This window comes from Alicyclobacillus fodiniaquatilis (assembly GCF_042678105.1).
Lineage (GTDB): Bacteria > Bacillota > Bacilli > Alicyclobacillales > Alicyclobacillaceae > Alicyclobacillus > Alicyclobacillus fodiniaquatilis.
Genome location: NZ_JBHUCX010000099.1, coordinates 178658 through 204775 on the forward strand (window position 1 = coordinate 178658; position 26118 = coordinate 204775).

Genomic DNA, 26118 nt, shown 5'->3' on the forward strand with positions numbered 1-26118 from the left:
GCGGTGTGCGACAAGCGCACCGTTTTTTTTTTTTTTTGTGGGCTTTTTTGCATGAACCGGGTTGAAGTCACTGCTGTGGCTTTGCAATGCATAAAAAAATCGGCAACGGCGATGGCCGCTACCGACAAGCGGGGTAATTCTGTGCGATGCCAATATTATCATGTACACAGGTGAGATGCAAGCTGAAACGCAGGCTATGTATATGATTCATAAAGGCAACCGAGCAAACTCATATCCAGCGGCGTGCAACCGCTCAATGATCTGTGGCAGGGCCAGCACAGTAAAACGACTGTTGCTTACACCATCGTGCATCAAGATGATCGAACCGGGTTGAACAGCTGCGAGGACGCGCCTGACTATGATGTCTGAGTTCGGGGTTGCCCAATCACGAGAATCCACTGTCCACAGCGCTACTGGATGACCCAGTGTCCGAACAGAACGAGTTTCAATTGAATTGATGATGCCGCCAGGCGGGCGATAATAGCGTGGGTATGCGCCAGTGATCTGATGAATAATCGTGTCAGTCTTACGGACGTCTTTGCCCACCCAAGTCGGATCCTTGTGTTTTAAAAAATCATGACAGTAACCGTGGTTTCCAATTTCATGTCCATCCTTCACAATTCTACGTGCGATGTTGGGGAACTTTTGCGCTCGTGCGCCCAAGATGAAAAAGGTGGCATGCACGTGCTCTTGCTGTAAAACCGTCAAGATTTTTGGCGTGTAGATAAGGCTCGGGCCATCATCGAACGTTAAATACACGACTTTGTGTACACCTGTTTTTCGATCCATCGCTTGACACACAGCAACCGGACAAAACGCGATTCCCATCATGATGGTCAAGAGGCAGTAGACCCACCGCAACCACTGACGAAGCAAAAGTCATCTCCCCCCTGACCGTTTCCAGACGTATTGCTCCTGAGTATGTCCCCCTCAAGACGGGTTCATGTGCTGTGGTACCAAAAGTCCCGATTGAATTGGGGGATATACACGATGCCAAATGACAAGTCCATGCATACTTTAGGTGTAGCGAATGTATTAGGGGGAGGGGCGATGCAAAAGCATGTCACGAAACAAAAACCAATTATCAGTCAGGCGATTCTTCGCTCCGTTGACTTTGGGACAGCCATCCTGATTTTGTCTGGTCAAGTGACCGGCGTTGGGGTCTTTGCAGTGCCCGGTGGCATTTACCTGAGTGTGACTGGGCCGATTTTGGGTGGAACCAGATTAACTGGCAAGTCGGAAGCAGCGAAAGTGCTGATTGACGCCATCGACATCATGATTGCGTTGCTTTTGATTCTGGGTGAATTGAGTGTATATGGTCCATTCGTTGGGCCTGGGGCATTATCCATTGTCATTACAGGCGCACCTTTAGGGATCACCAGCTTGCCAGCCGCAAAAAGTAAATCAAAAGCGGCTGAAGAGTTTTATCAGGACTTGCGGCGTGTATTAATTAATCGCTATGTATTTGGAGATGAGGTGTAAAGGGGGAGGCCCAATGCATTTACACGAAGTTGCAGCAAAAAAACTCTCGCTGTCGACGCTCGGCGCGATCACGCTCTTTCTTACAGTATTTTACTTCTATTTTACGACACCAGAGGATTCATCCACAGCTCCCGCAGAAACCAACAGTTAGGCCACTCTTCTGACTCGTGTAAAAGCGAGTGTATAGATTGGCGCCAAGCTGTTCACAATATGGCTTGTCATCATCACAACACCACTGGGAGGGCATAGACATGACATCTCGTAACCGTAAAGTGATTCCACAGGCAACTGAAGCTTTGTCCCAAATGAAATATGAAGTTGCATCAGAGTTTGGTGTACAACTTGGGGCAGACACATCAGCTCGTCAGAACGGATCAGTTGGTGGAGAGATCACGAAGCGCTTGGTCGCTTTCGCTGAACAACAAATGTCTGGCCGTTAATTACAAGTAACGTATCAAGCACAATAAAGCAAAGAGGCTGCCGACAACGGCAGCCTCTTTGCTTATCGACAGATGACTATGATTGCAAAAGTGACGGGAGTTCGTGAAGGTCGGTGATGATGTTGTCCGGTTGGGGACCAAGCGTGTCTGAGACCGCATTTTGCCGATTGCACCAAATCGAGTGGAACCCGAATGCCTTGGCGCCTGAAATGTCCCAACCGTTAGATGAAACGAAGATGACATCTGTTTTTTCGCAGTGCGTCGTGTCAATGACCAATTGGTACGCAGCACGCGCGGGTTTGTAAGTCCGAAGCGGTGCAGAAGAGAGCAGATAGTCAAAAGAGAATAAAATGTTTTCAGCAGACGCCAACTTTTGTAACGCGCGAAACGTCCCGTTGGAGAGCACAACCAACTTGTGTGAGGTTGCGTTGAGCGCATCCAACGTCGTTTTGACATCGTCGTAGACTGGTAAGCTGTCATGTGCTTCAATGAGCTTTGCACAAGCAATTTGTTCGTTGTGAACGCCCATGGAACGCAATGTAAACAGAAACGCTTGCTGTGTTAATTTGTCAAAGTCCTGATATCGGTTCATCAATGTGCTGCGCCAGGCGTAAGCGAGCTGTTTGTCGCGCCACACGCGTTGGAACTCATCGGCACGCTCACCAACAAATTGTGCGGCCACAGATTGCAGCGCATCAACATTAAAAAGTGTGCCATACGCGTCAAATACAATGACAGACATAGAAGGTGACTCCTCTCCAAAGGGCAACAGCCCCGATTGCGATCAACTATACCCCACGGGTATTCGGATCCCATATCACTTTGTGAATTTGCAGATTCAACTTCACGTTTGGCAATTTTGCCGCCAATATTTTTTCCACCAGACGATGCGGGGGCATCGTTTCCCACACAGGGCTGAAGAGCACGGTGGCATCCGAAGGATGGCGCTCAAGCACCGTTTGGGCGACGACGAAGTCGTCATCGTCAGCGATGACAAATTTGACTTCGTCGGAGGGCGTCAGCACGGCAAAGTGTTCGTGCACCATCTTGTCCATCTCACCGCTCGCAGGCAGTTTGTAATCGACGATGAAGCGCATTTTTTCCCGCAAAATGGCGCTTTCGTGACGAATTTGAGCGAATGGCCGCAAATCGATAGCGCCATTGGTCTCAATGTGGATGTCTCTGACGTGATCGACATCAGCCAAAGCTTCAATCAGACGCATCGACTTGTGCTGATGAATCAGCGGTTCACCGCCTGTCAGACAGATGTTCGACCAGCCATAGGCGGCGACCCGTGCGACGATCTCCGCGATGCTCGCCTCAAATTCCGGCTTGTACGGCGCGTAACTATAGGGGGTATCGCACCATGTGCAACGCAGGTTGCAGTGAAAGAGACGAACGAAGACCGTCGGATAGCCAGCTTTCGTGCCCTCTCCTTCAACCGTTTCAAAAATCTCGACCATTGGCAGTTGAATGTCGTTGAGATCCATTGCCTTGGTTTGTTCAAATTGGTTGAGCCAACGGTGCTGGCGACTCATTCCATCCACGTCCGTTTCATCGTTGCTCGACTGGTTGGCGTCTCGTAAAGCGTCAATTCTTCCAGACGGATGCCCCGTTCATCCGCTGTTTCGCGCTGAAAGGCCACTTCTAATTGCTCCCACATCCAGACGACCATGTTTTCCGCTGATGTGTTCATCGGCGGCAACACCTCATTGAGGTATTGATGATCCAACTTGTTTTCTATCACTTCGCGATAAATTCGCTTCAGTTCGCCAAAGTCGATGACCAGGCCGATCTCGTCGACAAAGCCACTGACCGTGATGACGAGACGATAGGTGTGGCCGTGGAGATTCTTGCATTTTCCTTCGTAGTTATGCAGATGATGCGCCGCGTCAAAGCTGAATTCCTTCGTGACAGCAACACGTTTTTGGTGATACGCAAGTTCATCAGGTTGTATATGTGTGCCGAGTTGTTGCAGTTTGGTGGGAATCTGATAGGACCCCATACAGATGATTTCCTCCTTGTTGAAAGGCCGTCTTGCGATGTTTGTATCTTGCGCTTTCAGCGCCGCGCTCATCAAGCAAACACGTCTTATTTTGGCCACGCAAATAAAGAAGCCCCTTATCGGGGCTGTTCGTACGCGCTATAATAAAAACCGCATGTTCGGTGCCATTCGTCGCTGCATTTATTCGCCATCTTCTGCGATCCACTGGTCTCCCCATTTTTGCACTGCTTCCATCACAGGTTGCAGCGCCTTCCCTTTTTGCGTCAGCTCATATTCGATGCGAACCGGCGTCTCAGGATACACGTGGCGCACTAGAATGCCCGTTTTTTCGAGCTCTTTGAAACGTTCAGCGAGCATGCGGTCGCTCATGTTTGGAATCATCTCCGAAATGTCTTTAAAACGTTTCGGGCCCTCCATCAGAACGCGAATAATCAAACCCGTCCATCGTTTCCCAAGGAGCGCAAATGCAGACTCGAATTTAGGGCACAGATGTTCATAGCTCCCCATCACGATCATCTCCTAGTCTCTAGTTTATCACATTTTGCTTCTATCTCGTAATGTTTTAAAGTAACTTCCATCTGTCGTGCCGCAAAGTCGATAAATATGTCCGTCGTTTCCTGTTGCATCTATGTATTTGGCTAGGACAATGCGCTTTACAAAACGGTGCCAAACTGGTTGACTTCTGATGAGAAATGAGAACGGTTGGAGGGTTCGAATTGATGCAAAATTCATTACGTCTGCCGGAACCAGCGCTGTTCGCCGACGAATATGCCACACAAGCAAAAATGCGATTAGATAACTTGACGAAACCACTAGGGAGTCTCGGCGACTTGGAGTTGGTGATCAGGCAATTGGCTGGGATCCAAAGGCGGATCATCCCGCAGTTGCAGCACCCACATTTTCTCGTGTTTGCTGCGGATCACGGGGTTGCTGCGGCGCATCAAGTTTCCCGATATGGGCAGGAAGTGACCGAAGAGATGGCCGTCAACATGGCGATGGGCAGTTCGGTGAGCGCGGTCTTGGCGCGTCAGCACAAGATTCCTGTGCGCGTCATCGATGTGGGCATCTGTCGCGCCGTCCGTCATCCTGACGTCGTCGTCCGCAAAATCGGCCATGGGACGAGCGATTTTACCCAAGGTCCGGCGATGACGCATACGCAGCTGGCGCAGGCCATCCAGGTGGGCATAGATGAGGCCAACCGGGCGATGGATGCGGGGGCGGATCTGCTGCTTTTAGGTGAGCTGGGCATCGGCAATACGACGAGTGCGACTGCTTTGGCCGCGTGGCTGTTGGACAAGCCGGTCAGTGCGTTGGTCGGCCGGGGGACAGGCGTGGATGATGAGGGGATGCAGCGCAAGATGAAGGTCATCGAGATGGCGCTTGCGGCCTGTCATGCCGCTGAAGCAGAAAGCGATTGGCTGGATGGCTTCGCCCGTCTGGGCGGGTTTGAATTGGCAGCCATAGCTGGCGCGATGCTGGCCGGGGCCGCCCGTCGTGTGCCGACGCTGCTCGATGGCTTGATGACTGGGGTGGCCGCGTTGTGGGCCACGAAAATGGCGCCAGCACTGGCTGCATATCTTTTGGCGGGTCACTTGTCGCCAGAACCAGCCCACAAATTGATTTTAGCTGCCATCGGCTGCCAACCGCTGCTGACATTGTCCTTGCGTGTCGGCGAAGGGACAGGCGCCCTTTTCGCTTGGCCAATTCTCGCGAGTGGACTGAAGGTGATGGCGGAAAGCGCCACTTTTGCCGATGCCCGCGTCACCAATCCACATCAAGATGCATCAGCGGATGAACATGTGGAAAATATATACACAAACCAAACAGAAGCGCCTGTCGCCGCAGATTTTAGCCTTGCTGAACGTGAAGCGGTATACAAGGTGATCCTTGCTCGGCGAGACATTCGCGTTTTTTTGCCGCAGCCACTTGACCCAAAGATCGTGACGCGCATCTTGCAAGCAGGCCATCATGGTCCTTCGGTGGGCTATATGCAGCCATGGAATTTCATTGTGATCGAAGATAAAGATGTGCTTCTTCGCTTGCAGCATGTGGTGGACAAAGCGCGCGTCGAGGCGGGGCGAGTGTACGCGGACGCCAAGCGGGATTACTATTTGCGCTTGAAAGTGGAAGGGCTGGTGGAAGCGCCATTGACCATTTGTGTCACCAATGACAGCACGCGCGGCGGGCCGCACGTTTTGGGGCGACATACGATACCCGAGACCGATTTGATGTCCACCGCCTGCGCAATTGAAAACATGTGGCTGGCTGCGCGCGCTGAAGGTGTGGCTATGGGATGGGTGAGCATCTACGAAAAACAGGATGTGCGCGATGTGCTGTCCATCCCGGCGCATGTGGATCCGTGCGCATTGCTCACACTCGGATATACACCTCATTTTCCGGATATCCCTGTACTCGAACGAGTTGGCTGGGGTGAACGGCTGCAACTCGATGATTTGATTTACCAAAATGAATGGGGGGCATTACCCGAAAAATAATAAATTACGACTTGTGTCGATCCCGCTCGACATCATATTGACAATTGCACGGTCGTTAAATAGGATGTAAAAGCGATGAAACATGTTTTTCAGGTGCTCTACAAATGTAGAGAGAATAGGGAAACCGGTGAGAGTCCGGTGCGGTCCCGCCACTGTAAGCAGCGTCGTGTCTGTTGCCACTGGTGAATTTTGCTGGGAAGGAAACAGGCGAATTGTTGTGCTGCGAGCCAGGAGACCTGCCTGAAAAAAGGACGAGCCAACCTTCGAGGAGAGGTTTGTTTGGCTATGGCACGAGCTTGGAACACTTGCTTCGCCATGACGAACAACGAGCCTGTAAAAGGCGTGCTTTCTTTCTCTCGTTGGGACGCTCCACACTTTGAGGAGGGTTCCATCTATGATAAACCGCAAGGCGCGGTACACCACTGTTTTTGCATGCGCCCTAGCTGTGTTGCTGGCAGGCTGTGGGATGGCAAACAATACATCTACGAATCAGACGACTTCAACGGGCACTTCACAGGCGAAGAACACCGCCCAATTTCCCATCACGTTGACCGATGACGCCGGTGACAAAGTGACGGTGCAGAAGCAACCGCAGCACATTGCGTCAGGCACGGAGGGCACAGATGAAATTTTGGCCTCTTTGGTGCCAAAATCACGCATTGCGCTCGTGACAAATCTGTCTAGTGATCCCACTTATTCCAATGTGGCCAATCTCGTAAAGGGGATTCCGCAAATGTCCAAGGCGGACTCGGAAAAAATCCTCTCGACCAACCCTGATCTCGTACTGCTCGCCTCTTATGTGACGCCTGGCGTCGTCAAACAGGTGCGCGACGCAGGCGTGCCTGTCTACGAGTTTGATGACTTCACTTCTGTACAGAGTATCGAGAAAAATATCAAGGTGATTGGCAAATTGGTAGGCGCGACGGCAAAGGCCAATGCGATTGTGACGAATATGAACGACAACATGCAGAAGCTCAAAAATGCCGTGAAAGGGCAAAAGCCGGTCACCGTGCTCGATTACAGCTCGTACGGATTTGCAGCGGGCAAAAATACCACGACCAACGACGAAATCACCATGGCTGGCGGTGTCAATGTCGCCGCGAACTTGGATGGCTGGAAACAGATCACCGATGAGGAGATTGTCAAGATGAATCCAGACGTCATCATCGACGCGACCGATGACAAAGGATTCTTGCAAAAATTGCAGAATAAAGCAGATTTACAATCTGTATCTGCCATTCGCAACCATCGACTGTACGCCATTCCCGATGCGGATTTGTCCAGCGTGTCGCAATATGTGGTCCAGGGAGGCGTCGATTTGGCGAAGGTGTTTTATCCGAAGGCGAGCATCCCTGATATTCAGGTCATGCAATGAGTGCGCGTCGCCATCAGTGGACGTTCATCGCGCTGGCAGTCGGCTTGCTCGTTTCACTCTGTCTGGAGATCTGCATTGGTCCGATGAATATTCAAGTCGACAAAATCATTCCAGATACGGTGCAATATTTGCAGGGACAGCACAATACCGATGCGACGGTCGTCGGCGCGATTCGCTGGCCGCGGGCACTTGTGGCGGTGCTGGTTGGGGCAGGGCTCGCCATATCCGGCGCCGTGCTGCAGGCGGTTTTCAAAAATCCGATGTCTGATCCCGGCATCATCGGTGTGTCCAGCGGCGGGGCATTAGGCGCCATTTTGACCATTCATTTGGGCTTGGCGGCTGCAAGTGTGTGGACGACACCGCTTGGCGCTTTTGTATTTGGGCTGTTGGTCGTTTTGCTCATCTATCGCTTGGCGACCGTCCGCCAACAGACCAATTTATACGCATTGTTGCTTGCGGGGGTGGCCGTGGGTTCGTTTTGCAGCGCCATCATCACATTGATTCTTTCCCTGTCACCGCTGCAAGAGATGCAAGAGATGTTATTTTGGCTGATGGGCGGATTGGATGGCAGCAGTTGGTCCGAGGTGCTGCTGCTCGCCATTTTTATTGGATTTGGCCTGATTCTGTTTATGTTGCTGGCCTGGTCGCTCGATATCATGATGACAGGAGAAGACCACGCGATGGGGGTAGGGGTGCCTGTCCAGCGGATGAAACAGTTGACGCTTGTGCTGTGCGCGCTCATCGTCGGCGTGTGTGTCAGCACCACAGGCGTCATTTCGTTTGTCGGGCTGATTGTCCCACACGTGTTGCGTCACTTTGTCGGAGCGCGCCATCGGCTGCTCATTCCTGCGTCCGCGCTCGGCGGGGCCATTTTGCTCTCCTTGTCCGATCTCGTCGCGCGCATGGCCCTGCAGCCAATGGAAATCAATGTGGGGGTTGTTACGTCATGTCTTGGCGCGCCCTTTTTTCTGTATCTTCTATTTAAACGTCAACGCGCGTGGCAGAGGGGTAGATAGCGTATGGCCATGCTCAGACTGGAACAATTGTCACAACACCCCATTCTCCGACCGCTGGATGTGTCCTTGGATGCTGGGAAGGTGGTCGGCATCATTGGGCCCAATGGCGCAGGCAAGTCGACCTTGATGCGTACGATTGCCGGTTTGTTGACCCCAACAGGCGGTCAAGTGTTTGTCAATGAGACGCCTGTCCAAAAATTATCATCGCGCCAGCGCGCGCACCACATTGCCTACTTGCCGCAGCAATTGCCGGATGACATCCCATATACCGTACAGGAATTTGTGGAGATGGGGCGCTACAGTCATCAACGGGTGACCTTTCGCGCGAGCGAGAGAGGCACCCCGGCGGTTCGCCGCGCGATTGCGCAAATGGGTTTGGAAGAACTCGTGGACACACCACTGCAGCATGTCTCCGGGGGTGAACGGCAACGCGCCGGGATCGCCCGTTGTCTTGCCCAAGAAAGCCCTGTTCAACTGCTGGATGAACCGATTGCGAGCCTCGACGTCTATTACCAGTTGGATATCATGACACAGTTGCGAAAAATGGCCCAAGCTGGCCATCTTATCTTGATCGCCATTCACCATTTGGAGTTTGCTTTGCGATTTTGTGACGATCTGTTGGTCATCCGCAATGGCGACTTCTATGATACAGGTCCTGTGGCGGATGTGTTTACGAGCAAAATGGTGCGTGATGTATTTCACATTGACGCGACGCTGTTTGTGGACCCCTTTTTGAATCATTCGCGTTTGAGTTTTTCACCGTTGGACAGCGAGACGTGACGTTAAGGCATCTGTAGCGGCGCGGAGGCATTCAGCAGAGCCAATGAGGCATCTTCTTTAGCGCGTGGAGGCGAAGTGTATGACGGTACATCTGGTCACGGGTGGTGCGCGCAGTGGCAAGAGCCGCTTCGCGGAACAACTGGCTGCAATGGCTGCTAGGCCCACAGAGATCTGTTTTGTGGCGACAGGTGTCGCGATGGACGCGGAAATGGAAGCGCGGATTGCGCGGCACAGGCGGGATCGACCGGCAGAATGGCGAACGCTGGAGGTGCGGCACGATGTGGCAAAGGCAATTGAAGATGGAGAATACAAAGTCTATCTGATCGACTGCCTGTCTTTGTTGCTCAATAACTGGATGTTCGATTTAGCGTGTACGGAAACGCTGTTCTGGCGCAAGTTGGACGATCTCACTGCCGCATTGGCAGCATCGTCTGCCACTTGTATCGTGGTGACCAACGAAATTGGCCTTGGACTTGTGCCAGCGGATGCCGAAAGCCGACGCTATCGGGATTGGCTCGGGTGGATGAATCAGGCCATCGCCCAAATGGCCGACCGAGTGTACTTCGTCGCCAGTGGCATTGCCATCGATTTAAAACAGTTGCCTGGCAGCGTGGTTGTCCGTTGAGTAGCGCGAAGGCTGCGGCAATGTAGTGCAAAACCATGTGTGAAATGGCGATTATGATGAGGAATGGGGGCGGGGGAAGGTGTGGCGCAGTTTTGTCCTTGCCTGGCAGTTTTTGACCATCCTGCCAGCGCCGTATATCAAAGATCCGAGTGAAGCGGAGTTTCGGCGGAGCGCACTCTGGCTGCCTTTTATCGGCCTTGGATTAGGGGCGATTTTAGCGGGCTTGCGATATGCCCTTGCTCATGTGTTGCCAATCGGTGCGGCGACGTTCATCGCTTTGACCGTCTATACCATTTGTACGGGTGCATTACATGTCGACGGACTGATGGATACAGCTGATGCGATTGGCAGTCGCAAACCACGCGAGTTGGCCTTGGATATCATGAAAGACAGTCGAGTTGGGGCCATGGGGGCCATCGCCGCGGTTTTGTCGCTCGCTGGCAAATGGATTGCCCTGACCGCCTATCCGGCAAAATGTGTATTGCCACTACTGCTCGTACCGCTGTTCAGTCGTTTGGGGATGGTGTGGGCGATGTTGTTGGCGCCGGCCGCCAGGCCAAACGGTTTGGGCGCGATGTTTGCGCGTCAAGTGCCGCCCATCGGCGTCGGCGTCGTTTCGGCCATCGTCGCGATCGGCTGTATCTGGCTGATTCCTCTGCGTGTGGCGATCACGCTGTTTTGCGCGTTTGTGCTGCTTGTGTTTCTGTTCACCCTGTGGATGCGGCGCCGCTTTGGCGGCATGACTGGCGATACATATGGGGCATTGGCGGAGCTCATCGAATGGGTTCTGTGGTTCGTCATGTTGGCCTTGTTCGCATGGAGAATGCCTTCATAGACTTCACTGTGACTTCACTGCAAGTGGCTTGTATCGTTCCAGCGCAAGATCTGCCAGTTTGATCCCTGTTTTTGCGCGACGGAGAAACTGGCGTGTTTCGGTTGATATGCGCGAAAATGGCCGAGACTGCGCTGTTCCAAGCCACAGCGCCAAAAGCCGAGCAGTGCGCCGTGTGTGACAATGCACAAAGTTTGGCCGCTGTATTCGGCGCTCCAGTCAGATACGGCCTGTTCCATGCGCCCGGCGGCACTGGACCACCGCTCGCCGGAAGGAAAGGCAAAATCGACCGTATCCGGAGAGAGCGCTTCGTCAAATGCCGCCTTGTGCAGCTCGTACGCCTCAAACGAAGACACGCCGTCCACGACGCCTAAATCTATCTCCATCAGCCGTTCATCCATATGCCGCACGCAGTTGGTATGTAGGGACGCGATGGCGTCGGCAGTTTGTCTGGCCCTGGCCAGTGGGCTGGTGATGACGGCGCAAATGGGGAGGCCGACGAGTGTGTTTGCCAGTCTCCTTGCGCACAGGTGCCCGTCTACGTGCAGCGCGGTGTCGGTTCGGCCAATCATCACAAACTGTTCATTTGCCAACGTGGGCGCATGGCGAGCGAAAATCACAGTCGTCAAGTACACCGCTCCTATCTCATCATAAAGTCGATACCCCGGTGCCGTGCCAACATGGTGGACTATTCTCGACCATCGTGCAAGTATTCTTGCATGATGTGGGCCATGTTGTGCATCGTCAGGGAATGCAGCCAGAGCCGGCCCGGTCCAGTCAGGCGGATCATATACAGGCCATCCCCGCCAAACAGCATGTTGGTGACGCCTTGCATCCGCTGTACGCGGTAGTCGAGGCTGGCAGAGAATGCGGCGATGTGGCCAGGATGAACCAGCAAACTTTCCCCGCGGGCCAAATCCCAGTGCAATATCTCACCGTCTATCGAGACAAAGCCAAGTCCATGACCATCCATATAGGTGAAGATGAGTCCGTTGCCGCCGAGGAAACGGCCGATGTTCAAGGTGGCTTCGACGCCAAATTCGACATCCGCTTCGGCGCACAAAAACGCGTGACGCTGCACGATGATGCGGCCGTAGTTCTGTAGCGGCAGCGGTAGAATGTGACCGGGCATCCGCGTCGTAAAGAGGACGGATTCCGCATCGTGCGGGGCGTGAAAATAGTTGAGCATGATACTGTTGCCGCTGAAAGCCCGCCGCAGCATGCCACCGAAGCCCCCAGGCGCCCGAGTTTCCATGTTGGTGCCAGGCGTCATGCTGACAAGGCACCCGGTTTCGGAAAAAACGGTCTCTCCCCGCACAAGTTTGATTTCTAACGTCTGCATGGTTGTGCCATGAATCTGATATTCCATCGCAGGATTCGCCCTTTCGTGCATCGACCTTTGCCAACAAGATCAGGCGCCCATTTTGTTCAAAGGGGCTGCTGGATGACAAGCTGAACTTTACGTGAACATGCCGTACGGTAGATGTATATTAAGCGTACCGCAATTGTACCATGCCAACGCTGAAGAACACGACGGCAAACCCAGCCAAGACGGTCAAGGGCCAGACGATGACGGCGAGTGTGACATTGCTCATGGCCGCAGTCTGAACTGCGTTGAGCGCCCAACTTTGCGGCATGAGCCAAGCAAGATGTTGCATCCACTGCGGCTCCAAATCAAGCGGCCAGTAGATCCCTGCAATCATGCTGGAGATGGACCCAATACCGCTGCCGATGATCATGTGTTGTTCCTGTGTTTTCACGAGCCCAGCAATACAGAGCGCAAAGCCCGCCATCGCAAAGATGTAAAGCGAAACAGTTAGAGCGATCCAGCCATTGAATGGGACATCTACACCAAACATCAATCTACCGGATAAAGTCATGAGGATATACTGGATCCAACCGATAAAAAAGTAGGATAACCCATAGCCAGTTATCACACCCGCTCTGCTCACAGGTGTCATTTTCATCCGTGACCAAGTGCCCGACATCTTTTCTTCCAAAATATTTCCGGTCGATCCGAACAGCGTGAAGATGATGAACATGACTGCAAACCCGATGACTGAGCGCTCCGTGTCGGTCAAGGGATTGTGCGCGGGTTTACCGCCGCTTAATGTATTGGTGGTGGTTGAGATGGGCGCTTGGATATGTTTTGCCTGCGCCATACTTTGAACAAACGTCTGCGCGCTTTGCTGCGTATCCAGATGTGTATGGGCTGTTTCTTTCAGCAGACCGACGTTGCCGGCAAGCGCCCATTCGTTGATTTGGTTTTGTAAATCAGCAATGGAGCTATTTGAATCACTTGCCCCTTCGTTGGGAGATGCAGTTGTGTCAATTACAAGCGATTGGTGCGCCAACGCTTGTTTCTGCAATCCTTGGGGCAACGTGATGATGACATCCGCCTTTAGATTGCGCAATTCGCTGGTCGCTTGACTTGACGAGATCACCTGGACTTTGTAGTCGGCATCCTGTTTCATTTCTTGTATCAATCCGCGTGAGACAGTGGAATGGTCATTATCCACAACTGAGATGTTGAGTTTAGCAGAACCGCCAGCGTTGGGCAATACCCCAAACACGAACGTAAATACGATGGGCAGTGCAAGCATCCAAATCAGCGTGCTTCGGTTCCGGACAATGCCCAATAAAGACCTTTTTAAAATCGCCAAACAGGCAGTCATCCGGCTACCCCCCCTCTTTCAACGGTCCGTCCATAGCGCAAACTGCCGACCAAACCACAGATGATGCCGAGCACCACCAGATAACAGAATGGCGCGAGCAACTCGCGGCTCGAAATGCCCATTACAGAGTTGACCATCGCAGTCAGCACTTGACCATTTGGCAAACCGCGGCCAATGCGCTGCATAAATTGCGGGAAGCCATACAATGGGTAGAAGCTGCCACCGAGAATGGCCGCAATTTGAGCCCCAATTTGGCCTAATGAATCCATAATGCGCATGTTGTTTATCCAACTGCCCAAGGCCACGGAAATCCCAGACAGCGCGACGGCGTATGCGACGAGAATCATCACGGTCTGATCTATCGGTCCCAAGTGGATGTTCAATATGAAGCGGAAACAAAGCAACAAGGCTGCCCCATACAGGAGCAAGACGACGAAAGTAGAGAGCAAATGGCCACTGACAATCGCATAGCGCGATGCCGGTGACGCCATCATTCGGCGATATAAATCGCCTTGTTTTTCCCGGACCATCCTGCCTGCGCGATTGAGGGCGTGGGTGAGCATAAACATCACCATCATGCCAATGGCGTAATAGGAGCCCGTCGAGACAGAATGCAGCGTCGTCGAGATGGACTGCACCTTGGCCGCTTTGATGTCAGCTGTTTGGTTAGGCAAGTTTTTCGCCGCGAACTGAGTTTCGGCCATAGACTGTCCATACGCTTGCACGATGTCATTCACAATGGAGCTTTCTGTATCGTGATCCGCCCCCGCTTCGATCCGCACATCCGATTTGTGACCCGCTTCGATGCTCTGTGAAAAGTTTTGCGGAATCCAAACGACGACATTTGCCTCATTGGAACTGGTCTGGGCGCGCGCGCTGGCCAACGAGTTGGCTTCATGCACCGTCATTTGCCCGGTTTGCTTTTCGAGCGTCTGGACCAAACCTTTGCCGAGTGAACCAGCATCTTGGTTATAGACGACCACCGGAAAGGAAGGGATTTTTGGATTGCTGCCAAAAATCCCGCCTAATGCGAAACTGAGCACAGCGGTGATGACCAACGGCATGGCAAATAAGAAAACCAGCGCCTTCCTATCTCGCACGAGCGCCAAAAGATTCGCTTTGGCCATTTTGACTGCCAATTGGATGTTCATGCACTGGCACCGTCCCATCCGTCGCGCAATTGCCGACCCGTCAGATGGAGAAAAGCGGATTCGAGATTCGGTTCTTCCACGTTGATTTTTGTCGGTTGCAAACCGTGTCGGCTCATGGCCAGAACCGCCTTGCTGACGGCAGAGGCTGCATTCGTGCTTTGCATGACCAAAGCGCCCTCTTTGTTCTGCACTTGCTTGAGGGATAGATCCTGCTGCAACTCTGCAACGAGGGCGGTCAGATCACCCTGCGTGTCAATCGTGATGGTGGCCAGGGTGCCAGCAAGTTGTCTGACATCGTTCAAATCGCCGTAGGCAATCACTTGACCGTGATCCATGATGGCCAAACGCTCGCAAAGAAATTGCACTTCTTCCATGTAGTGACTCGTGTAAATGATGGTGACGCCCTGACGGTTTAAATTTTTTACGGTCTCCAGAATGTGATTTCGCGATTGTGGATCAATACCGACTGTCGGTTCATCCATAATCAGCACTTCAGGGCGATGAATCATCCCCACAGCGATATTCAGCCGCCGCTGCATTCCGCCAGAGTACTTTTTGACCAACTGCTTGCTGTTGTCTTCGAGTCCGGCGACCTGCAGGCACCAGTTTACATTGTCCTTGAGTGCGGAGCCGGTGATGCCATACACGGTGCCCCAGAATTCCAGATTTTCACGGGCGTTCATCATGTCGTACAGCGCGATGGTCTGAGGAACGAGACCAATGCGCTGTTTTAAAAACTTTGGATGTTTGCGCATCGTTTTGCCGTGCATGGATATTTCACCTTCATCCGGCGAGAGAAGGCCGGTGATCATGGAGATGGTCGTCGACTTGCCGGCGCCGTTCGGACCCAACAATCCAAAAGCATCGCCTTGGTTGACTTGAAAACTGACATTTTTCACGGCCGCTTTCTCGCCGAAATGCTTGGCCAGGTGTTTGACTTCCAACATGTGTGGTACCTCCTCGTACTCGCATTTCCTGTTACAAGCTTACCCTCCAAGCGTTTTTCGCACATGTGCTAAAGGATAGAAAAACGAGGTGGCTTTTGTCGCCACCTCGCGCTATGGTCATATGACGAAAGTCATGGTCGCATGCTTTTGGTCAAGGGGAAGCAACTGCTCCCTAGGATGGTTTGTTGTGGGTAGGGAGCTGACCGTAACCTTGTCGCACAGCGTACAGCGCCACTTGGGTTCTGTCGCGGAGAACGAGCTTGGCAATCAGATTGCTGACATGGTTCTTGACGGTCCCCTCTGTGACGTGCAACTGCTCGGCGATTTCGCGGTTGGACATGCCTTGTGCCAGACAGTCGAGCACGTCGGTCTCCCGCTCTGTGAGTCCTGCGACAGCTTGCGGCGGCTTTTGGAGAACAGGCTCGGCAGGCTCTGGCGCCCGTTCTTGTTGATTGACCGCTGTGAGAAATTTTTTGGCGATGTTTGGCGGCAAGACAGCGCCGCCACGCACTGCCACGCGAATGGCTTCGGCGATCTCTTCCGCAGGCATGTCCTTGAGCAGATAGCCAATGGCGCCTGCTGAAAGCGCGCCTACGACATCATCCTGTTCATCATAAGTGGTCAGCATGAGAATTTTTACATCAGGCTGTTGCTGAAGTACGTTGCGCGTCGCAGTGATGCCATCCATTTTTGGCATGCGGATGTCCATCAAAACGACGTCTGGTTTTTCCGTCAATGCGGGAATGACCTCACTGCCGTCGCCTGCTACACCTACCACCATGATGTCGTTCTCCAACCCAAGCAACGTGCGCAGGCCTTCGCGCATCAGCCGTTGATCATCGACAATCAGTACGCGGATCATCCGTATGCTCCTTCCCATGTGGGTAATTGCGCCGTCAATCGAAAGCCCAAACCAGGTTCTGATTCAATTTGTAGGTCGCCGCCATACTGTTGCAACCGATGCTGCATGGAAGACAGGCCGAAGCCCATCGCCACTTCGGCCGTCCCCTTGCCATTGTCTTTCACTTCCAGTGTCACATAGGCGCCATTTTGATATAAGTGGACCTCGACACGCGTCGCCCGGCCATGTCGCTGTGCATTGGTCAGCGCTTCTTGGATGACTCGGTAAAGCACCGCCATCATTTGGGCAGGTAGCGATCCCAGCGCTGGATCGGCCGTGAAGAACGTCTCCATGCCAGTTAATTTTGTGAATTGCAACACAAGTCTGCGCAGGGAAGTGATGCCCTCGTCGGCTGAAGTGCGTCGAATGGCCCGCACCGATGTGCGCACTTCGTCCAGCGCTTCGCGCGCCAAGGCCTCGCAGACGACCAGGTTCTCCTGCGTCGTTTCCCGGTCGGCATCCTGTGTCCATATGCGCCTGGCCGCTTGAAGTTGGACGAGTAGCGCAGTCAAGCGATGTGCCACTGTGTCATGAATTTCTCCAGCAATGCGATTGCGCTCTTCAGCAGTGGCCAGATGATACACCTTGTCCGCGTATTCGTTGACTTGGTTGTTCACGATGCGAAGCTGGCGCGCCTGTTCCTGCACTTGGGCCATGGTTAAAAGTAATTGCTGACGCGCATTGGTTTGTACTTGCAACAAGAAAGCGAGTGTTGTGCCGACTCCGACGATGATGGCATAAAGCATCGCGACCAACCACCACGACAGCGCGGGGTCTGTCGTTTGTTCACCCGTTTGCATTTTTGCGCCGATGACGCACATCCAAGCGATGTCGATGACCGGGACAAGGCTTAGCAACCATTGCCACCAGTCGCCTTTGTATAGTGAAGTGAGCGTCAACAATGTCGGCAGCGTCAACAATATGGCGGGGCCAAATGGAGACACAATCGCCAGAAAGACGCTTAACAGGGTGATAAGCACACATTCGAAAAGCAACGTTACACGTTGAACCGTGCGCCAAATCATGTCATCGCGCCAAATGAACAGGATGAGGTTGGTGCCCATCAAGGCGACTGCGCCAATGATAAATATCGTTCGCTGCCAGGTCATTTGCGGGACATTCGTGTAATATATCACCACAAGTATTTGGGCAAATAAGCGTAACGTTAGCCAGAGACCTCGTGGTTCATGGCCGGAATGAATGCGTTTGACCGCATGACTGTCAACGGCTTCGTGCATGTTCAATTCGCTCCATCCGTCTGCGATAGCATCTTCGATGATGATCCATTGTCGATTTTGCTCTCATCTTACCATTGACATATGAAAGGACGGAAGGCATCAAAGTCAGATGGGTTGTGTCTCTGGGAACGTAACTGTCGTTCATGGTCACATAATGGGTATGATACAGATGCGGTGTAGTTCAATTTATTTGCTCATGTCCAAAGAGGCAGAGCAGTTCACTCTAGACCGCCATGCGTGATGCGCCCCGCACCAGCAGAATCATGAAAATGTCAGTCAATCGAGGCATCGCGGATGGCGCACGCAAAGGTGTCGACCTTATTTACAGGGTAGAGAAATCATATGACGTGAGGCGAAAACATGAATTTGCGGGAAATTGCACAGACCATCGCTGCAGCGGGCGGGCGGCTATATTTGGTCGGCGGCGGCGTGCGGGATCAAATTAGGGGACATTCGGCGAAAGATCTGGATTTTTGTGTCACAGGACTTTCGACTGAACAATTCTGGACCCATTTCCCGAATGCGTTTCTTGCCGGACGCGCCTTTCCTGTGTTTCGCCTGCCCGTTGACGGGCATGTCGCAGAATTTGCCCTGGCGCGGACTGAACACAAGATATCGGTCGGACATCGCGGCTTTCAGATAAACGCATCAGAGGGCGTGACCATAGAACAGGATTTAGAACGGCGCGATTTGACCATCAATGCGCTGGCGCTGGACGTGCTGACAAATGAAGTGATAGATCCGTTTGGCGGCCAAAATGACATTCACAATCGGGTGGTTCGCGCAGTGTCGGACGCATTTGCGGAGGATCCGCTCCGCGTTTATCGTGCAGCGCGTTTTGCGGCAACGTTGGACTTTCACATTGAACCACGAACCACTGCGCTGATGCGCAGTTTGCGCGATGAGTTATACGCGCTGAGCGCCGAGCGCGTGTTTGAAGAGGTCAAAAAAGCGCTTGGTAGCGCTCGGCCGTCCGTGTTTTTTATGGCGTTGAAGACGGCTGGCGTACTGGATGTCCATTTTGGCGAAATCGCTTCATTGGTTGGTGTGCTTCAACCAGAAAAATATCACCCAGAGGGGGATGCGTTCGAGCATACCATGCAGGTGCTTGATGCATCTGCAAGGCTGACGGAACGGGTAGAAGTGCGCTTTGCCGCATTGGTACACGATGTCGGCAAAGGGGTGACGCCGCGTGAGAAATGGCCATCGCATCACGGACATGAGGCGCTGGGCGTCCCTTTAGCGCGCCGTTTGTGCCAGCGGTTGAAACTGCCAAGCAAGTGGACAGAGGCGGCGACGTTTGCCACAGCAGAGCATATGAAGATGCATATTTTGCATCGCATGAAGCCTGTAAAAGTGGTGGATCTGCTGATGGCGGCGCAGCGCAATCCGTTGGGGGTAGAAGGGCTGGCCGTCGTTGGCATGTCGGATGACAGGGGGCGCAATTCGCCGAATGCGCCAAGTCCAAATGCAGCATCGTTGGATGCGCTGTGGCGTGTGATACAGGCCGTGAACGGAGCGGCGGTGACCACGGATGCAATTGGCAAGCAATTCGGTGAGGAACTGCGCAAAAAGCGTGCTGCTGCAGTACAGGCATGGCGGAACAGGGAAAAGTGATACCGTGAAATCAAGCGCGGATCGTTCATATTCAGTTCATAAAGTCCATGTATTTTTCCAGAGTAGACATGAGTAAAAAATGCGTCGCGATAGGTCGCGCTCATTTTGTGGGAGTTGAACTGGATTGATAAAAAAAGAGAAAAATAAAGGCGATTGGCGCCTGTTTCTCCATTTGCTCAAACAGACCAACCCATCGAAACGATTTCTCTCCATTGCGTTCTGTATGAGCATTGTGTCCACTTTGGTTGGATTGGTGATTCCGCTGTTTACCAAACAGCTGGTCAACGGGTTCTCCTTTTCTTCCCTGCATCGGTCGGAGATTGTCGTCCTCGTCATCGCATTTGTCGCTCAGGCGATTGGCAGTGGCTTGGCAACATATATGCTGAATCATGTCGGACAGAAAATCGTGGCGGGCCTAAGGGATAGATTGTGGAAAAAACTTATATTTTTGCCAGTTCCGTATTATGACAGTCACACGACAGGGGAAACCATCAGTCGGATGACCAACGATACGGCCGTCGTCAAGGCATTGATTACCGAACATCTGGCCAATCTCTTGAACGGCACGATTTCGTTGATTGGTTCCATCGCCATTTTGCTTTACCTGGATTGGAAAATGACACTGGTCATGCTGATTGCCGTGCCATTGTCCATGGCCATTTTGATGCCTTTGGGACGTCAGATGTTTAAAATTTCACGCGGGTTACAAGATGAAACAGCCCACTTCACAGGCATATTGACACAGGTTTTATCCGAGATTCGCCTCGTCAAAGCCTCCAATTCCGAACCAAACGAGTATGCGAGAGGGGAAACGGGGATTACCAACTTGTTTCGCTTTGGGTTGCGCGAGGCCAAAGTACAAGCGATGATTGGGCCGCTCATCTATTTCGTCCTGATGATTCTGCTTGTGCTCATCATTGGCTACGGCGGTGTGCAAGTCTCTTCCGGCGCGCTCACGGCTGGCGACTTAGTTGCCTTCATCTTGTATCTCTTTCAGATTATCATGCCGATGACCCAATTCACGCAGTTTTTTACACAGTTTCAAAAGGCGATGGGGGCCACCGAGCGAATCATCACGACGCTCCAGCACGACGAGGAGCGCCACGACGAAGGCAAGGTCGTTGAAAAAACGGATGAACCCATCATTGTCGATCACCTCACTTTTGGTTACAAGCGCGGCGAAGCGGTGCTCAAGGATGTCAATTTTACGGTACAGCCAGGAAAAGTGACGGCCGTCGTCGGGCCGAGCGGGGGTGGCAAAACGACGCTGTTCTCGTTGTTTGAGCGCTTTTATCAGCCGCAGGAAGGCTGCATTCGCCTTGGCGGGGACTCCATTGACACGTTCTCACTGGCTTCGTGGCGGAGGCAGATAGGCTACGTGTCGCAGGAAAGTCCGCTGGTGGCGGGTACGATTCGTGATAACATCTGCTATGGAACAGACAGACAGGTTGAAGACGCAGAGATCGAACGTGTCGCAGCGATGGCATATGCGGATCATTTTATCGATGCACTGCCGGATCGATACGACACTGAGGTGGGCGAGCGCGGCATTAAACTGTCCGGCGGTCAGCGGCAAAGAATTGCCATCGCACGGGCGCTCCTGCGGGATCCAAACATCTTGATGCTCGACGAAGCGACGTCAAGCCTGGATAGCAAATCGGAAGTTGCTGTGCAAAAAGCGCTTAAAAATCTGATGCAGGGCCGAACCACGTTGGTGATTGCGCACCGTTTGTCGACTGTTGTCGATGCGGATCAGATTTTGTTTATTGAGAAAGGCACCATCACAGGAAGCGGCACGCACGAGGAACTGTTCCAGCGGCACGAGATGTATCGCGAGTTTGCCACGCAGCAGTTGCGCATCAAAGAGGCGCCTGTGGCAGTCAGTGTGGGAGACTGATGGTGTGAAAGTGTTTGGTGTGACATGTTGACCATACGACGCGCCCAAAAGTGCCGAGGGTATCTTCATGCCAGAGAGGTGGATGATGAAAGATGACTAAAATTCTCGTAGTAGATGACGATCCCCATATTCGCGAACTTGTCGCATTATATCTGCAGGCGGAGGGCTTTTCTACATTTGAAGCGGCGGATGGCCTTGAAGCGCTCACGTTGTTGGAGTCCGTCAAAGTCGACATGGTGATTTTAGATGTCATGATGCCAAATATGGACGGGTGGGAATTGTGCCAGGCGCTGCGGACAGATTCGGAATTGCCGATGTTGATGTTGACCGCAAAAGGCGAAACGAATCAAAAAATCAAAGGGTTTCAGTTGGGGACGGACGATTATTTGGTCAAACCGTTTGAACCCCTTGAGTTGATTGCACGTGTGAAGGCGCTTTTAAAGCGTTATCGCATTGCGATTTCACAGACGGTTGAACTGGGGGCGCTGGTGCTCAACCGCAAAACACATGAAATATTTGTAAACCATGAAAGGATCACGTTGCCGCTCAAAGAGTTTGAACTGTTGTTTAAGCTGGCGAATTATCCGGGGAAGACATTTTCCAGAGAACAGCTGATTGAACAAATTTGGGGATACGATTATGAGGGGGACGAGCGGACCGTCGATGTGCATGTGAAGCGGCTGCGGGAGCGATTCCCTGAAGCGGAGCACACCTTCAAGATTACCACGGTGCGTGGACTGGGATATCGTTTGGAGGTTCAGGCGTGAGGGGTAAACTACGCATTTTTGGGATCATTTTATGTGTGCTTGCTTATAGTTTGCTTGCATTTACTGGCGGTTATTTTTTAACTAACGTCTTGTTTGCGTGGATGAGCATTCACTCTGTTGAATTGATTCGTCAACTGACGGCTTCGCTCTTTGGCTCTCTCATCTTTGGGCTGACAGCGTCTTTGATTGGCAGACTAATGCGTCCGAAACAGATGAAAATGTTTCGTTCAATGATAGACGCGCTGCGCGAAATCGCCAAAGGGAACTTTCGCGTCAATGTGCACATCCAGCACAGGCACGATTCCGACGATCCATTTGACCAACTTGCCAGAAGCATCAACGATGCGGCCGCGCAATTGGATGCAATGGAGCAGATGCGCCAGGAGTTTATCTCGAACGTATCGCACGAAATTCAGTCGCCATTGACATCGATTAACGGCTTTGCACACGCGCTATTGTACAATTCGAGTTTGAGTGATGGGCAGCGCGCGCACTACCTGGATATTATCGAGACGGAAAGCATCCGCTTGTCAAAACTCAGCGACAATCTGCTCAAACTGACTTCGCTTGAGTCGGAGCATCATCCGTTCGAGCCGAGGTCATATCGAGTGGACAGACAATTGCGCAAAATCATCCTCGCTTGTGAACCACAGTGGTCACAGAAAGATTTAAACCTGGACGTTTCATTGGATGAGGTCAGCATCATTGCCGATGAGGATTTATTGAGCCAGGTGTGGGTGAACCTTCTGCATAACAGCATTAAATTTACCCCTGATGGCGGCGAGATCAAAGTCACCCTGACACGGGCGGACAAATGGGTCTACGTGCACGTCAAGGACACGGGCGTGGGCATTGCACCTGAGGCGAAAGAGCATATTTTCGAGCGGTTTTATAAGGCGGACTCGTCGCGCAATCGGTCAGTCGGTGGCAGTGGGCTGGGGCTGTCCATCGTCAAAAAAATTGTTGACATGCATCATGGCGAGATCGACGTGAACAGCCATTTGGGGGAGGGAACTGAATTTACGGTCAAACTCCCGCAAAATGCGCTGAGGTAGAGATTGCGGCCAAGGTGCGGCTTTGTCACCTTGGCTAAATTTGTTGAAAAAAGTTGTCGAGCGTTGCAGGAAAATGGCGAAATACGCAGAATCTATAGTTTATAACAACAATGATTCGACTTTCATGATGATCGCTTCGTTAAGGAGGTGGATAGAAATGAAAGTTCTGAAGAAGGAAACATTCATCACAGTCGGCGTACTCGTCGCACTGGCTATCGCAACAGTCGCAGAGACTCCGTGGTTGGTAAGTTAACAGCTATTATTTTTTTCCATACAAAGAACCGGGGATATCCGGTTCTTTTTTTCTGCCTACACGCTGTAGATTTGAACTTATGGGTGAATATGCTAATGTTAGGATGGAGGATCATATGCCATACTTTGTGCTTGTTAGTATTGTTTTGGCGCTCCTGACGAAAAGAAACTTAGCCACGCTTCTTGAACTGCGATTTAAGTATTGGTATTTGATTCTGGGCGGTTTGGCGTGTCAAATCGGCTTAAATGCCGTCCATTTTGATGGCACAACCTCAGCAAGATGGTTGCTTGATCTATTTTTTGGCTGTGTGCTTCTTGGGATATTTTTAAATCGACATATCAAGGGTATGAACTTGATTTTATTTGGCGCTCTGCTAAATTTTTTTGTGATTGTCTTTCATCATGGGACCATGCCTGTGCTTGGCAGCTTGGTCAATGAGATGCACCTTTCCAAACTTGGCTCACGCCACAGCATTGCATCTACTTCTTGGGGATGGTGGCTTGCTGACTGGATTCCAGTCCCCCCGTTTATTATGAGCCCTGGCGATATACTGGTTGGAAGCGGGGTGATTCGGTTTGTTCTGTTAAATGCACGAAGAAGAAGAGAGGAATGAACGGTTTGCGCGCAATCAAACGTGGGTATCAATGGGGGTTGTTTGCCTCCGGCCTGTTTGTTCCGATTACAGCGATTCTTCATTTCTATATGAACTATACCTCTGAAATTTTCATTTTTACGGCGCTCGCCGTGGTGTTGAGTCTATTGCCGATTTATTTACCTGGCAATCTTGTGTGGAGTACAGGGGTCATTTGTTATATTTTCGTTCTCTTTTATTATGGGTTATATAATTCCTTTATCCCGCTCTTATTTGGCACATTGACGGTATATTTAAAGCATTCACAGTGGAATTTTCGCAGAGTTAATTGGTTTCGTTTTTTTGTGACCATGGGCATGTATCTCTACGCATTGTCTGGTAGTTGCCTATGGGAAGATTCTGTGAAGGGCATTCCGACCTTTTTTTCTATTTTTGGCGCTGTGGCGATCTTTGAAATCATCAATTTATCTCTATTTTTAGGCATACAACTTTCGGTTGGGCAAGCTAAAACGGCTTCGCGCTCATTCAAAACCTTTCACCTGATTCCGTTGTTTGCGACAACCACCATTCTCTCTTTGTTGATCAGTTCTGCCCATCTTGTGCCAGCGGTGTTTTATGCAGGCATTCTCCTTTTCTGTTTTATTTTGCTTTCTCGGCAGTATTTTAGGGCGGTGGAAACGTCCAAGGAGGCACAAGATAAGTATCGACTGATTGCACATCATACCTCTGACTTGATTGTTGTCATAGATCAGGATGCCATGATTACGTATGCATCGCCATCACACGAGCAAGTTTTTCAGTGTGTGCCTGAAGAACTCTGCGGCACCAGTCTGTACGATTATGTGAAAGAAAAGGAAACCGCGCAGTCCTTGCTCGCTAAAATCAAGCAGGAGCCGATTGCCCAGCGCTTGCAAATGACACTGCAAATTCAACAACACGCTGTCGTCGTGGAAACTGAGCTTTCCCCGGTGCTGGACGAGCGTGGACGCATTCATGATTTTATCGTCGTCTCCAGAGACATCACGGAACGTTTGCAACAGCAAGAATATCTGATTCAGGCGGAGAAGTTGGCCATCACCGGGCAGTTGGCGGCGGGGATCGCACATGAAATCCGCAATCCGCTCACGTCCATCAAAGGGTTTATGCAACTTTTGAAAGAGCACTTCAACGAGTTGTCGAATCAGACTTTTGATGTGATTTGGTCAGAGATCAATCGCATTGACGAAATTACGAGTGAATTGCTCGTGCTTGCCAAGCCGCAGCGGACCCAGTTGAAGAAGAACGACTTGAGCGCGATTATCCGGCACGTGATTACGTTGTTGGATGGGCAGGCGCACCAAAATAACATATATTTTAATTTTGATAGCGACAGATTGATTTTAGTGGAGTGCAATGCCAATCAAATGAGACAGGTATTCCTCAACATTTTCAAAAACAGCATTGAATCGATGGCTGGCGGTGGGACAATTGATGTTCGACTGCGCGAGACGGTGAGCGACGTCACCATCACTGTGACAGATGAAGGCACTGGTATTCCAGATGAACTCATATCCACGCTGGGTGAGCCTTTTTATACAACGAAAGAAAAAGGGACTGGCCTTGGATTGATGGTCGTGTACAACGTGATTCAAGAACACGGTGGGACCATCAGCATTGATAGCCAGAAAGATAAAGGCACAAAGGTGTGTATCAGTCTACCAAGCGTGCAATTGTCGCGTACGGACGATTTATGCTGAAGTTTGAGCGCGATGGCGCGGCGACAGACCGTATTGCCAAAGTGGGACATACTTACCTCATTTCAACGCAATACGGATGTTCATCCTCTCAGGATTGATTCGGATTGAAATCATTTTTAAATTAGCTCAAATTTATTCTTGAAGTGAGACACATCTACCTTTAGAATAATCATGACTAATATGGTCATGATTTGGACTTATAAACGAAGTTTTGAATGACTTATTTCCCTTTGGAAGGT

Annotated in this window: 27 protein-coding genes and 1 riboswitch; of the genes, 15 read left to right on the forward strand and 12 right to left on the reverse strand. The window is 51.6% G+C overall.

Annotated features, from left to right (window positions below; genetic code table 11):
* Positions 1-207: 207 nt before the first annotated feature.
* Entirely contained in the window at positions 208-876 is a 669-nt protein-coding gene (locus ACFSB2_RS24600; RefSeq protein ID WP_377945767.1) for a polysaccharide deacetylase family protein, read from the reverse strand.
* Between the two features lie 174 nt (positions 877-1050).
* Between ACFSB2_RS24600 and ACFSB2_RS24605 the strand changes: the two genes are divergently transcribed.
* The 3 genes from ACFSB2_RS24605 to ACFSB2_RS24615 all read left to right on the forward strand — a co-directional run bounded on the left by ACFSB2_RS24605 (position 1051) and on the right by ACFSB2_RS24615 (position 1922).
* Positions 1051-1482, forward strand: coding sequence for a hypothetical protein (locus ACFSB2_RS24605; protein WP_377945768.1), 432 nt, complete (start codon positions 1051-1053; stop codon positions 1480-1482).
* 13 nt (positions 1483-1495) lie between these two features.
* The gene (locus ACFSB2_RS24610; protein WP_377945769.1) at positions 1496-1633 is read left to right on the forward strand and encodes a hypothetical protein; all 138 of its coding nucleotides are present in this window, start codon (positions 1496-1498) and stop codon (positions 1631-1633) included.
* Positions 1634-1733: 100 nt separating this feature from the next.
* Positions 1734-1922, forward strand: a complete 189-nt coding sequence (locus ACFSB2_RS24615) for a small, acid-soluble spore protein, alpha/beta type (RefSeq protein WP_377945770.1) — start codon at positions 1734-1736, stop codon at positions 1920-1922.
* Between the two features lie 76 nt (positions 1923-1998).
* Here ACFSB2_RS24615 and ACFSB2_RS24620 read toward each other — a convergent pair whose 3' ends face one another.
* The 4 genes from ACFSB2_RS24620 to ACFSB2_RS24635 all read right to left on the reverse strand — a co-directional run bounded on the left by ACFSB2_RS24620 (position 1999) and on the right by ACFSB2_RS24635 (position 4443).
* Complete coding sequence (locus ACFSB2_RS24620) at positions 1999-2664, reverse strand: haloacid dehalogenase type II (protein WP_377945771.1); 666 nt, start codon at positions 2662-2664, stop codon at positions 1999-2001.
* A 46-nt stretch (positions 2665-2710) separates the two neighbouring features.
* Positions 2711-3460, reverse strand: coding sequence for a 7-carboxy-7-deazaguanine synthase QueE (locus ACFSB2_RS24625; RefSeq protein ID WP_377946009.1), 750 nt, complete (start codon positions 3458-3460; stop codon positions 2711-2713).
* Positions 3457-3927 (reverse strand): 6-carboxytetrahydropterin synthase QueD, encoded by a 471-nt coding sequence (queD, locus tag ACFSB2_RS24630; protein ID WP_377946010.1) that lies wholly within the window; start codon positions 3925-3927, stop codon positions 3457-3459. Before queD ends, ACFSB2_RS24625 begins: the two co-directional genes overlap by 4 nt.
* A gap of 180 nt (positions 3928-4107) precedes the next feature.
* Positions 4108-4443 carry a winged helix-turn-helix transcriptional regulator gene (locus tag ACFSB2_RS24635; protein WP_377945772.1) on the reverse strand — a complete coding sequence of 112 codons (336 nt, stop codon included), beginning with the start codon at positions 4441-4443 and terminating at the stop codon, positions 4108-4110.
* A gap of 203 nt (positions 4444-4646) precedes the next feature.
* Here ACFSB2_RS24635 and cobT point away from each other — a divergent pair, with 203 nt between their 5' ends.
* The 6 genes from cobT (at position 4647) to ACFSB2_RS24665 (ending at position 11053) form a co-directional block, all read left to right on the forward strand.
* On the forward strand, positions 4647-6422 hold the full coding sequence (gene cobT, locus ACFSB2_RS24640; protein WP_377945774.1) for a nicotinate-nucleotide--dimethylbenzimidazole phosphoribosyltransferase: 1776 nt from the start codon (positions 4647-4649) through the stop codon (positions 6420-6422).
* Between the two features lie 74 nt (positions 6423-6496).
* A riboswitch (cobalamin riboswitch) is annotated at positions 6497-6680 on the forward strand.
* 136 nt (positions 6681-6816) lie between these two features.
* Entirely contained in the window at positions 6817-7797 is a 981-nt protein-coding gene (locus tag ACFSB2_RS24645; protein ID WP_377945776.1) for an ABC transporter substrate-binding protein, read from the forward strand.
* Complete coding sequence (locus ACFSB2_RS24650; protein ID WP_377945777.1) at positions 7794-8813, forward strand: FecCD family ABC transporter permease; 1020 nt, start codon at positions 7794-7796, stop codon at positions 8811-8813. Before ACFSB2_RS24645 ends, ACFSB2_RS24650 begins: the two co-directional genes overlap by 4 nt.
* Before the next feature lie 3 nt (positions 8814-8816).
* Positions 8817-9593, forward strand: a complete 777-nt coding sequence (locus tag ACFSB2_RS24655) for an ABC transporter ATP-binding protein (RefSeq protein WP_377945778.1) — start codon at positions 8817-8819, stop codon at positions 9591-9593.
* A 79-nt stretch (positions 9594-9672) separates the two neighbouring features.
* The gene (gene cobU / locus ACFSB2_RS24660; RefSeq protein ID WP_377945779.1) at positions 9673-10218 is read left to right on the forward strand and encodes a bifunctional adenosylcobinamide kinase/adenosylcobinamide-phosphate guanylyltransferase; all 546 of its coding nucleotides are present in this window, start codon (positions 9673-9675) and stop codon (positions 10216-10218) included.
* A gap of 79 nt (positions 10219-10297) precedes the next feature.
* The gene (locus ACFSB2_RS24665; protein WP_377945780.1) at positions 10298-11053 is read left to right on the forward strand and encodes an adenosylcobinamide-GDP ribazoletransferase; all 756 of its coding nucleotides are present in this window, start codon (positions 10298-10300) and stop codon (positions 11051-11053) included.
* Positions 11054-11067: 14 nt separating this feature from the next.
* Here the strand turns inward: ACFSB2_RS24665 and ACFSB2_RS24670 are convergent, their stop codons facing one another.
* The 7 genes from ACFSB2_RS24670 to ACFSB2_RS24700 form a co-directional block, all read right to left on the reverse strand.
* The gene (locus ACFSB2_RS24670; RefSeq protein WP_377946011.1) at positions 11068-11670 is read right to left on the reverse strand and encodes a histidine phosphatase family protein; all 603 of its coding nucleotides are present in this window, start codon (positions 11668-11670) and stop codon (positions 11068-11070) included.
* Positions 11671-11738: 68 nt separating this feature from the next.
* Positions 11739-12419 (reverse strand): TIGR00266 family protein, encoded by a 681-nt coding sequence (locus ACFSB2_RS24675; RefSeq protein ID WP_377945781.1) that lies wholly within the window; start codon positions 12417-12419, stop codon positions 11739-11741.
* A 121-nt stretch (positions 12420-12540) separates the two neighbouring features.
* Positions 12541-13725, reverse strand: coding sequence for an ABC transporter permease (locus tag ACFSB2_RS24680; protein WP_377945783.1), 1185 nt, complete (start codon positions 13723-13725; stop codon positions 12541-12543).
* Positions 13722-14876 (reverse strand): ABC transporter permease, encoded by a 1155-nt coding sequence (locus tag ACFSB2_RS24685; protein WP_377945784.1) that lies wholly within the window; start codon positions 14874-14876, stop codon positions 13722-13724. The genes ACFSB2_RS24680 and ACFSB2_RS24685 overlap by 4 nt, the downstream gene beginning before the upstream one ends.
* Positions 14873-15823, reverse strand: a complete 951-nt coding sequence (locus ACFSB2_RS24690; protein WP_377945785.1) for an ABC transporter ATP-binding protein — start codon at positions 15821-15823, stop codon at positions 14873-14875. The genes ACFSB2_RS24685 and ACFSB2_RS24690 overlap by 4 nt, the downstream gene beginning before the upstream one ends.
* 172 nt (positions 15824-15995) lie before the next feature.
* Positions 15996-16685, reverse strand: coding sequence for a response regulator (locus ACFSB2_RS24695; protein WP_377945786.1), 690 nt, complete (start codon positions 16683-16685; stop codon positions 15996-15998).
* On the reverse strand, positions 16682-17962 hold the full coding sequence (locus tag ACFSB2_RS24700) for a sensor histidine kinase (RefSeq protein ID WP_377945788.1): 1281 nt from the start codon (positions 17960-17962) through the stop codon (positions 16682-16684). The genes ACFSB2_RS24695 and ACFSB2_RS24700 overlap by 4 nt, the downstream gene beginning before the upstream one ends.
* A 360-nt stretch (positions 17963-18322) precedes the next feature.
* On the opposite strand from ACFSB2_RS24700, the gene ACFSB2_RS24705 reads away from it, so the two are divergent.
* The 6 genes from ACFSB2_RS24705 to ACFSB2_RS24730 all read left to right on the forward strand — a co-directional run bounded on the left by ACFSB2_RS24705 (position 18323) and on the right by ACFSB2_RS24730 (position 25879).
* Positions 18323-19579, forward strand: coding sequence for an HD domain-containing protein (locus ACFSB2_RS24705; RefSeq protein ID WP_377945789.1), 1257 nt, complete (start codon positions 18323-18325; stop codon positions 19577-19579).
* 127 nt (positions 19580-19706) lie between these two features.
* The gene (locus ACFSB2_RS24710) at positions 19707-21476 is read left to right on the forward strand and encodes an ABC transporter ATP-binding protein (protein WP_377946013.1); all 1770 of its coding nucleotides are present in this window, start codon (positions 19707-19709) and stop codon (positions 21474-21476) included.
* 92 nt (positions 21477-21568) lie between these two features.
* A complete protein-coding gene (locus ACFSB2_RS24715) occupies positions 21569-22243 on the forward strand; it encodes a response regulator (RefSeq protein ID WP_377945790.1) in 675 nt (224 codons plus the stop codon).
* Complete coding sequence (locus ACFSB2_RS24720; protein ID WP_377945792.1) at positions 22240-23298, forward strand: sensor histidine kinase; 1059 nt, start codon at positions 22240-22242, stop codon at positions 23296-23298. The genes ACFSB2_RS24715 and ACFSB2_RS24720 overlap by 4 nt, the downstream gene beginning before the upstream one ends.
* 368 nt (positions 23299-23666) lie before the next feature.
* Positions 23667-24164, forward strand: coding sequence for a DUF5317 family protein (locus ACFSB2_RS24725; protein WP_377945794.1), 498 nt, complete (start codon positions 23667-23669; stop codon positions 24162-24164).
* Entirely contained in the window at positions 24161-25879 is a 1719-nt protein-coding gene (locus tag ACFSB2_RS24730) for an ATP-binding protein (RefSeq protein ID WP_377945795.1), read from the forward strand. The genes ACFSB2_RS24725 and ACFSB2_RS24730 overlap by 4 nt, the downstream gene beginning before the upstream one ends.
* Positions 25880-26118: the final 239 nt, after the last annotated feature.

What these genes read in the sequence shown, in the direction of transcription:
- ACFSB2_RS24605 (WP_377945768.1), top strand. Translation starts at nt 1,051, where the DNA reads ATGCAAAAGCATGTCACGAAACAAAAACCAATTATCAGTCAGGCGATT.
- ACFSB2_RS24610 (WP_377945769.1), top strand. Translation starts at nt 1,496, where the DNA reads ATGCATTTACACGAAGTTGCAGCAAAAAAACTCTCGCTGTCGACGCTC.
- ACFSB2_RS24615 (WP_377945770.1), top strand. Translation starts at nt 1,734, where the DNA reads ATGACATCTCGTAACCGTAAAGTGATTCCACAGGCAACTGAAGCTTTG.
- ACFSB2_RS24620 (WP_377945771.1), bottom strand. Translation starts at nt 2,664, where the DNA reads ATGTCTGTCATTGTATTTGACGCGTATGGCACACTTTTTAATGTTGAT.
- ACFSB2_RS24625 (WP_377946009.1), bottom strand. Translation starts at nt 3,460, where the DNA reads ATGAGTCGCCAGCACCGTTGGCTCAACCAATTTGAACAAACCAAGGCA.
- queD (WP_377946010.1), bottom strand. Translation starts at nt 3,927, where the DNA reads ATGGGGTCCTATCAGATTCCCACCAAACTGCAACAACTCGGCACACAT.
- ACFSB2_RS24635 (WP_377945772.1), bottom strand. Translation starts at nt 4,443, where the DNA reads ATGATCGTGATGGGGAGCTATGAACATCTGTGCCCTAAATTCGAGTCT.
- cobT (WP_377945774.1), top strand. Translation starts at nt 4,647, where the DNA reads ATGCAAAATTCATTACGTCTGCCGGAACCAGCGCTGTTCGCCGACGAA.
- ACFSB2_RS24645 (WP_377945776.1), top strand. Translation starts at nt 6,817, where the DNA reads ATGATAAACCGCAAGGCGCGGTACACCACTGTTTTTGCATGCGCCCTA.
- ACFSB2_RS24650 (WP_377945777.1), top strand. Translation starts at nt 7,794, where the DNA reads ATGAGTGCGCGTCGCCATCAGTGGACGTTCATCGCGCTGGCAGTCGGC.
- ACFSB2_RS24655 (WP_377945778.1), top strand. Translation starts at nt 8,817, where the DNA reads ATGGCCATGCTCAGACTGGAACAATTGTCACAACACCCCATTCTCCGA.
- cobU (WP_377945779.1), top strand. Translation starts at nt 9,673, where the DNA reads ATGACGGTACATCTGGTCACGGGTGGTGCGCGCAGTGGCAAGAGCCGC.
- ACFSB2_RS24675 (WP_377945781.1), bottom strand. Translation starts at nt 12,419, where the DNA reads ATGGAATATCAGATTCATGGCACAACCATGCAGACGTTAGAAATCAAA.
- ACFSB2_RS24680 (WP_377945783.1), bottom strand. Translation starts at nt 13,725, where the DNA reads ATGACTGCCTGTTTGGCGATTTTAAAAAGGTCTTTATTGGGCATTGTC.
- ACFSB2_RS24685 (WP_377945784.1), bottom strand. Translation starts at nt 14,876, where the DNA reads ATGAACATCCAATTGGCAGTCAAAATGGCCAAAGCGAATCTTTTGGCG.
- ACFSB2_RS24690 (WP_377945785.1), bottom strand. Translation starts at nt 15,823, where the DNA reads ATGTTGGAAGTCAAACACCTGGCCAAGCATTTCGGCGAGAAAGCGGCC.
- ACFSB2_RS24695 (WP_377945786.1), bottom strand. Translation starts at nt 16,685, where the DNA reads ATGATCCGCGTACTGATTGTCGATGATCAACGGCTGATGCGCGAAGGC.
- ACFSB2_RS24700 (WP_377945788.1), bottom strand. Translation starts at nt 17,962, where the DNA reads ATGCACGAAGCCGTTGACAGTCATGCGGTCAAACGCATTCATTCCGGC.
- ACFSB2_RS24705 (WP_377945789.1), top strand. Translation starts at nt 18,323, where the DNA reads ATGAATTTGCGGGAAATTGCACAGACCATCGCTGCAGCGGGCGGGCGG.
- ACFSB2_RS24715 (WP_377945790.1), top strand. Translation starts at nt 21,569, where the DNA reads ATGACTAAAATTCTCGTAGTAGATGACGATCCCCATATTCGCGAACTT.
- ACFSB2_RS24725 (WP_377945794.1), top strand. Translation starts at nt 23,667, where the DNA reads ATGCCATACTTTGTGCTTGTTAGTATTGTTTTGGCGCTCCTGACGAAA.
- ACFSB2_RS24730 (WP_377945795.1), top strand. Translation starts at nt 24,161, where the DNA reads ATGAACGGTTTGCGCGCAATCAAACGTGGGTATCAATGGGGGTTGTTT.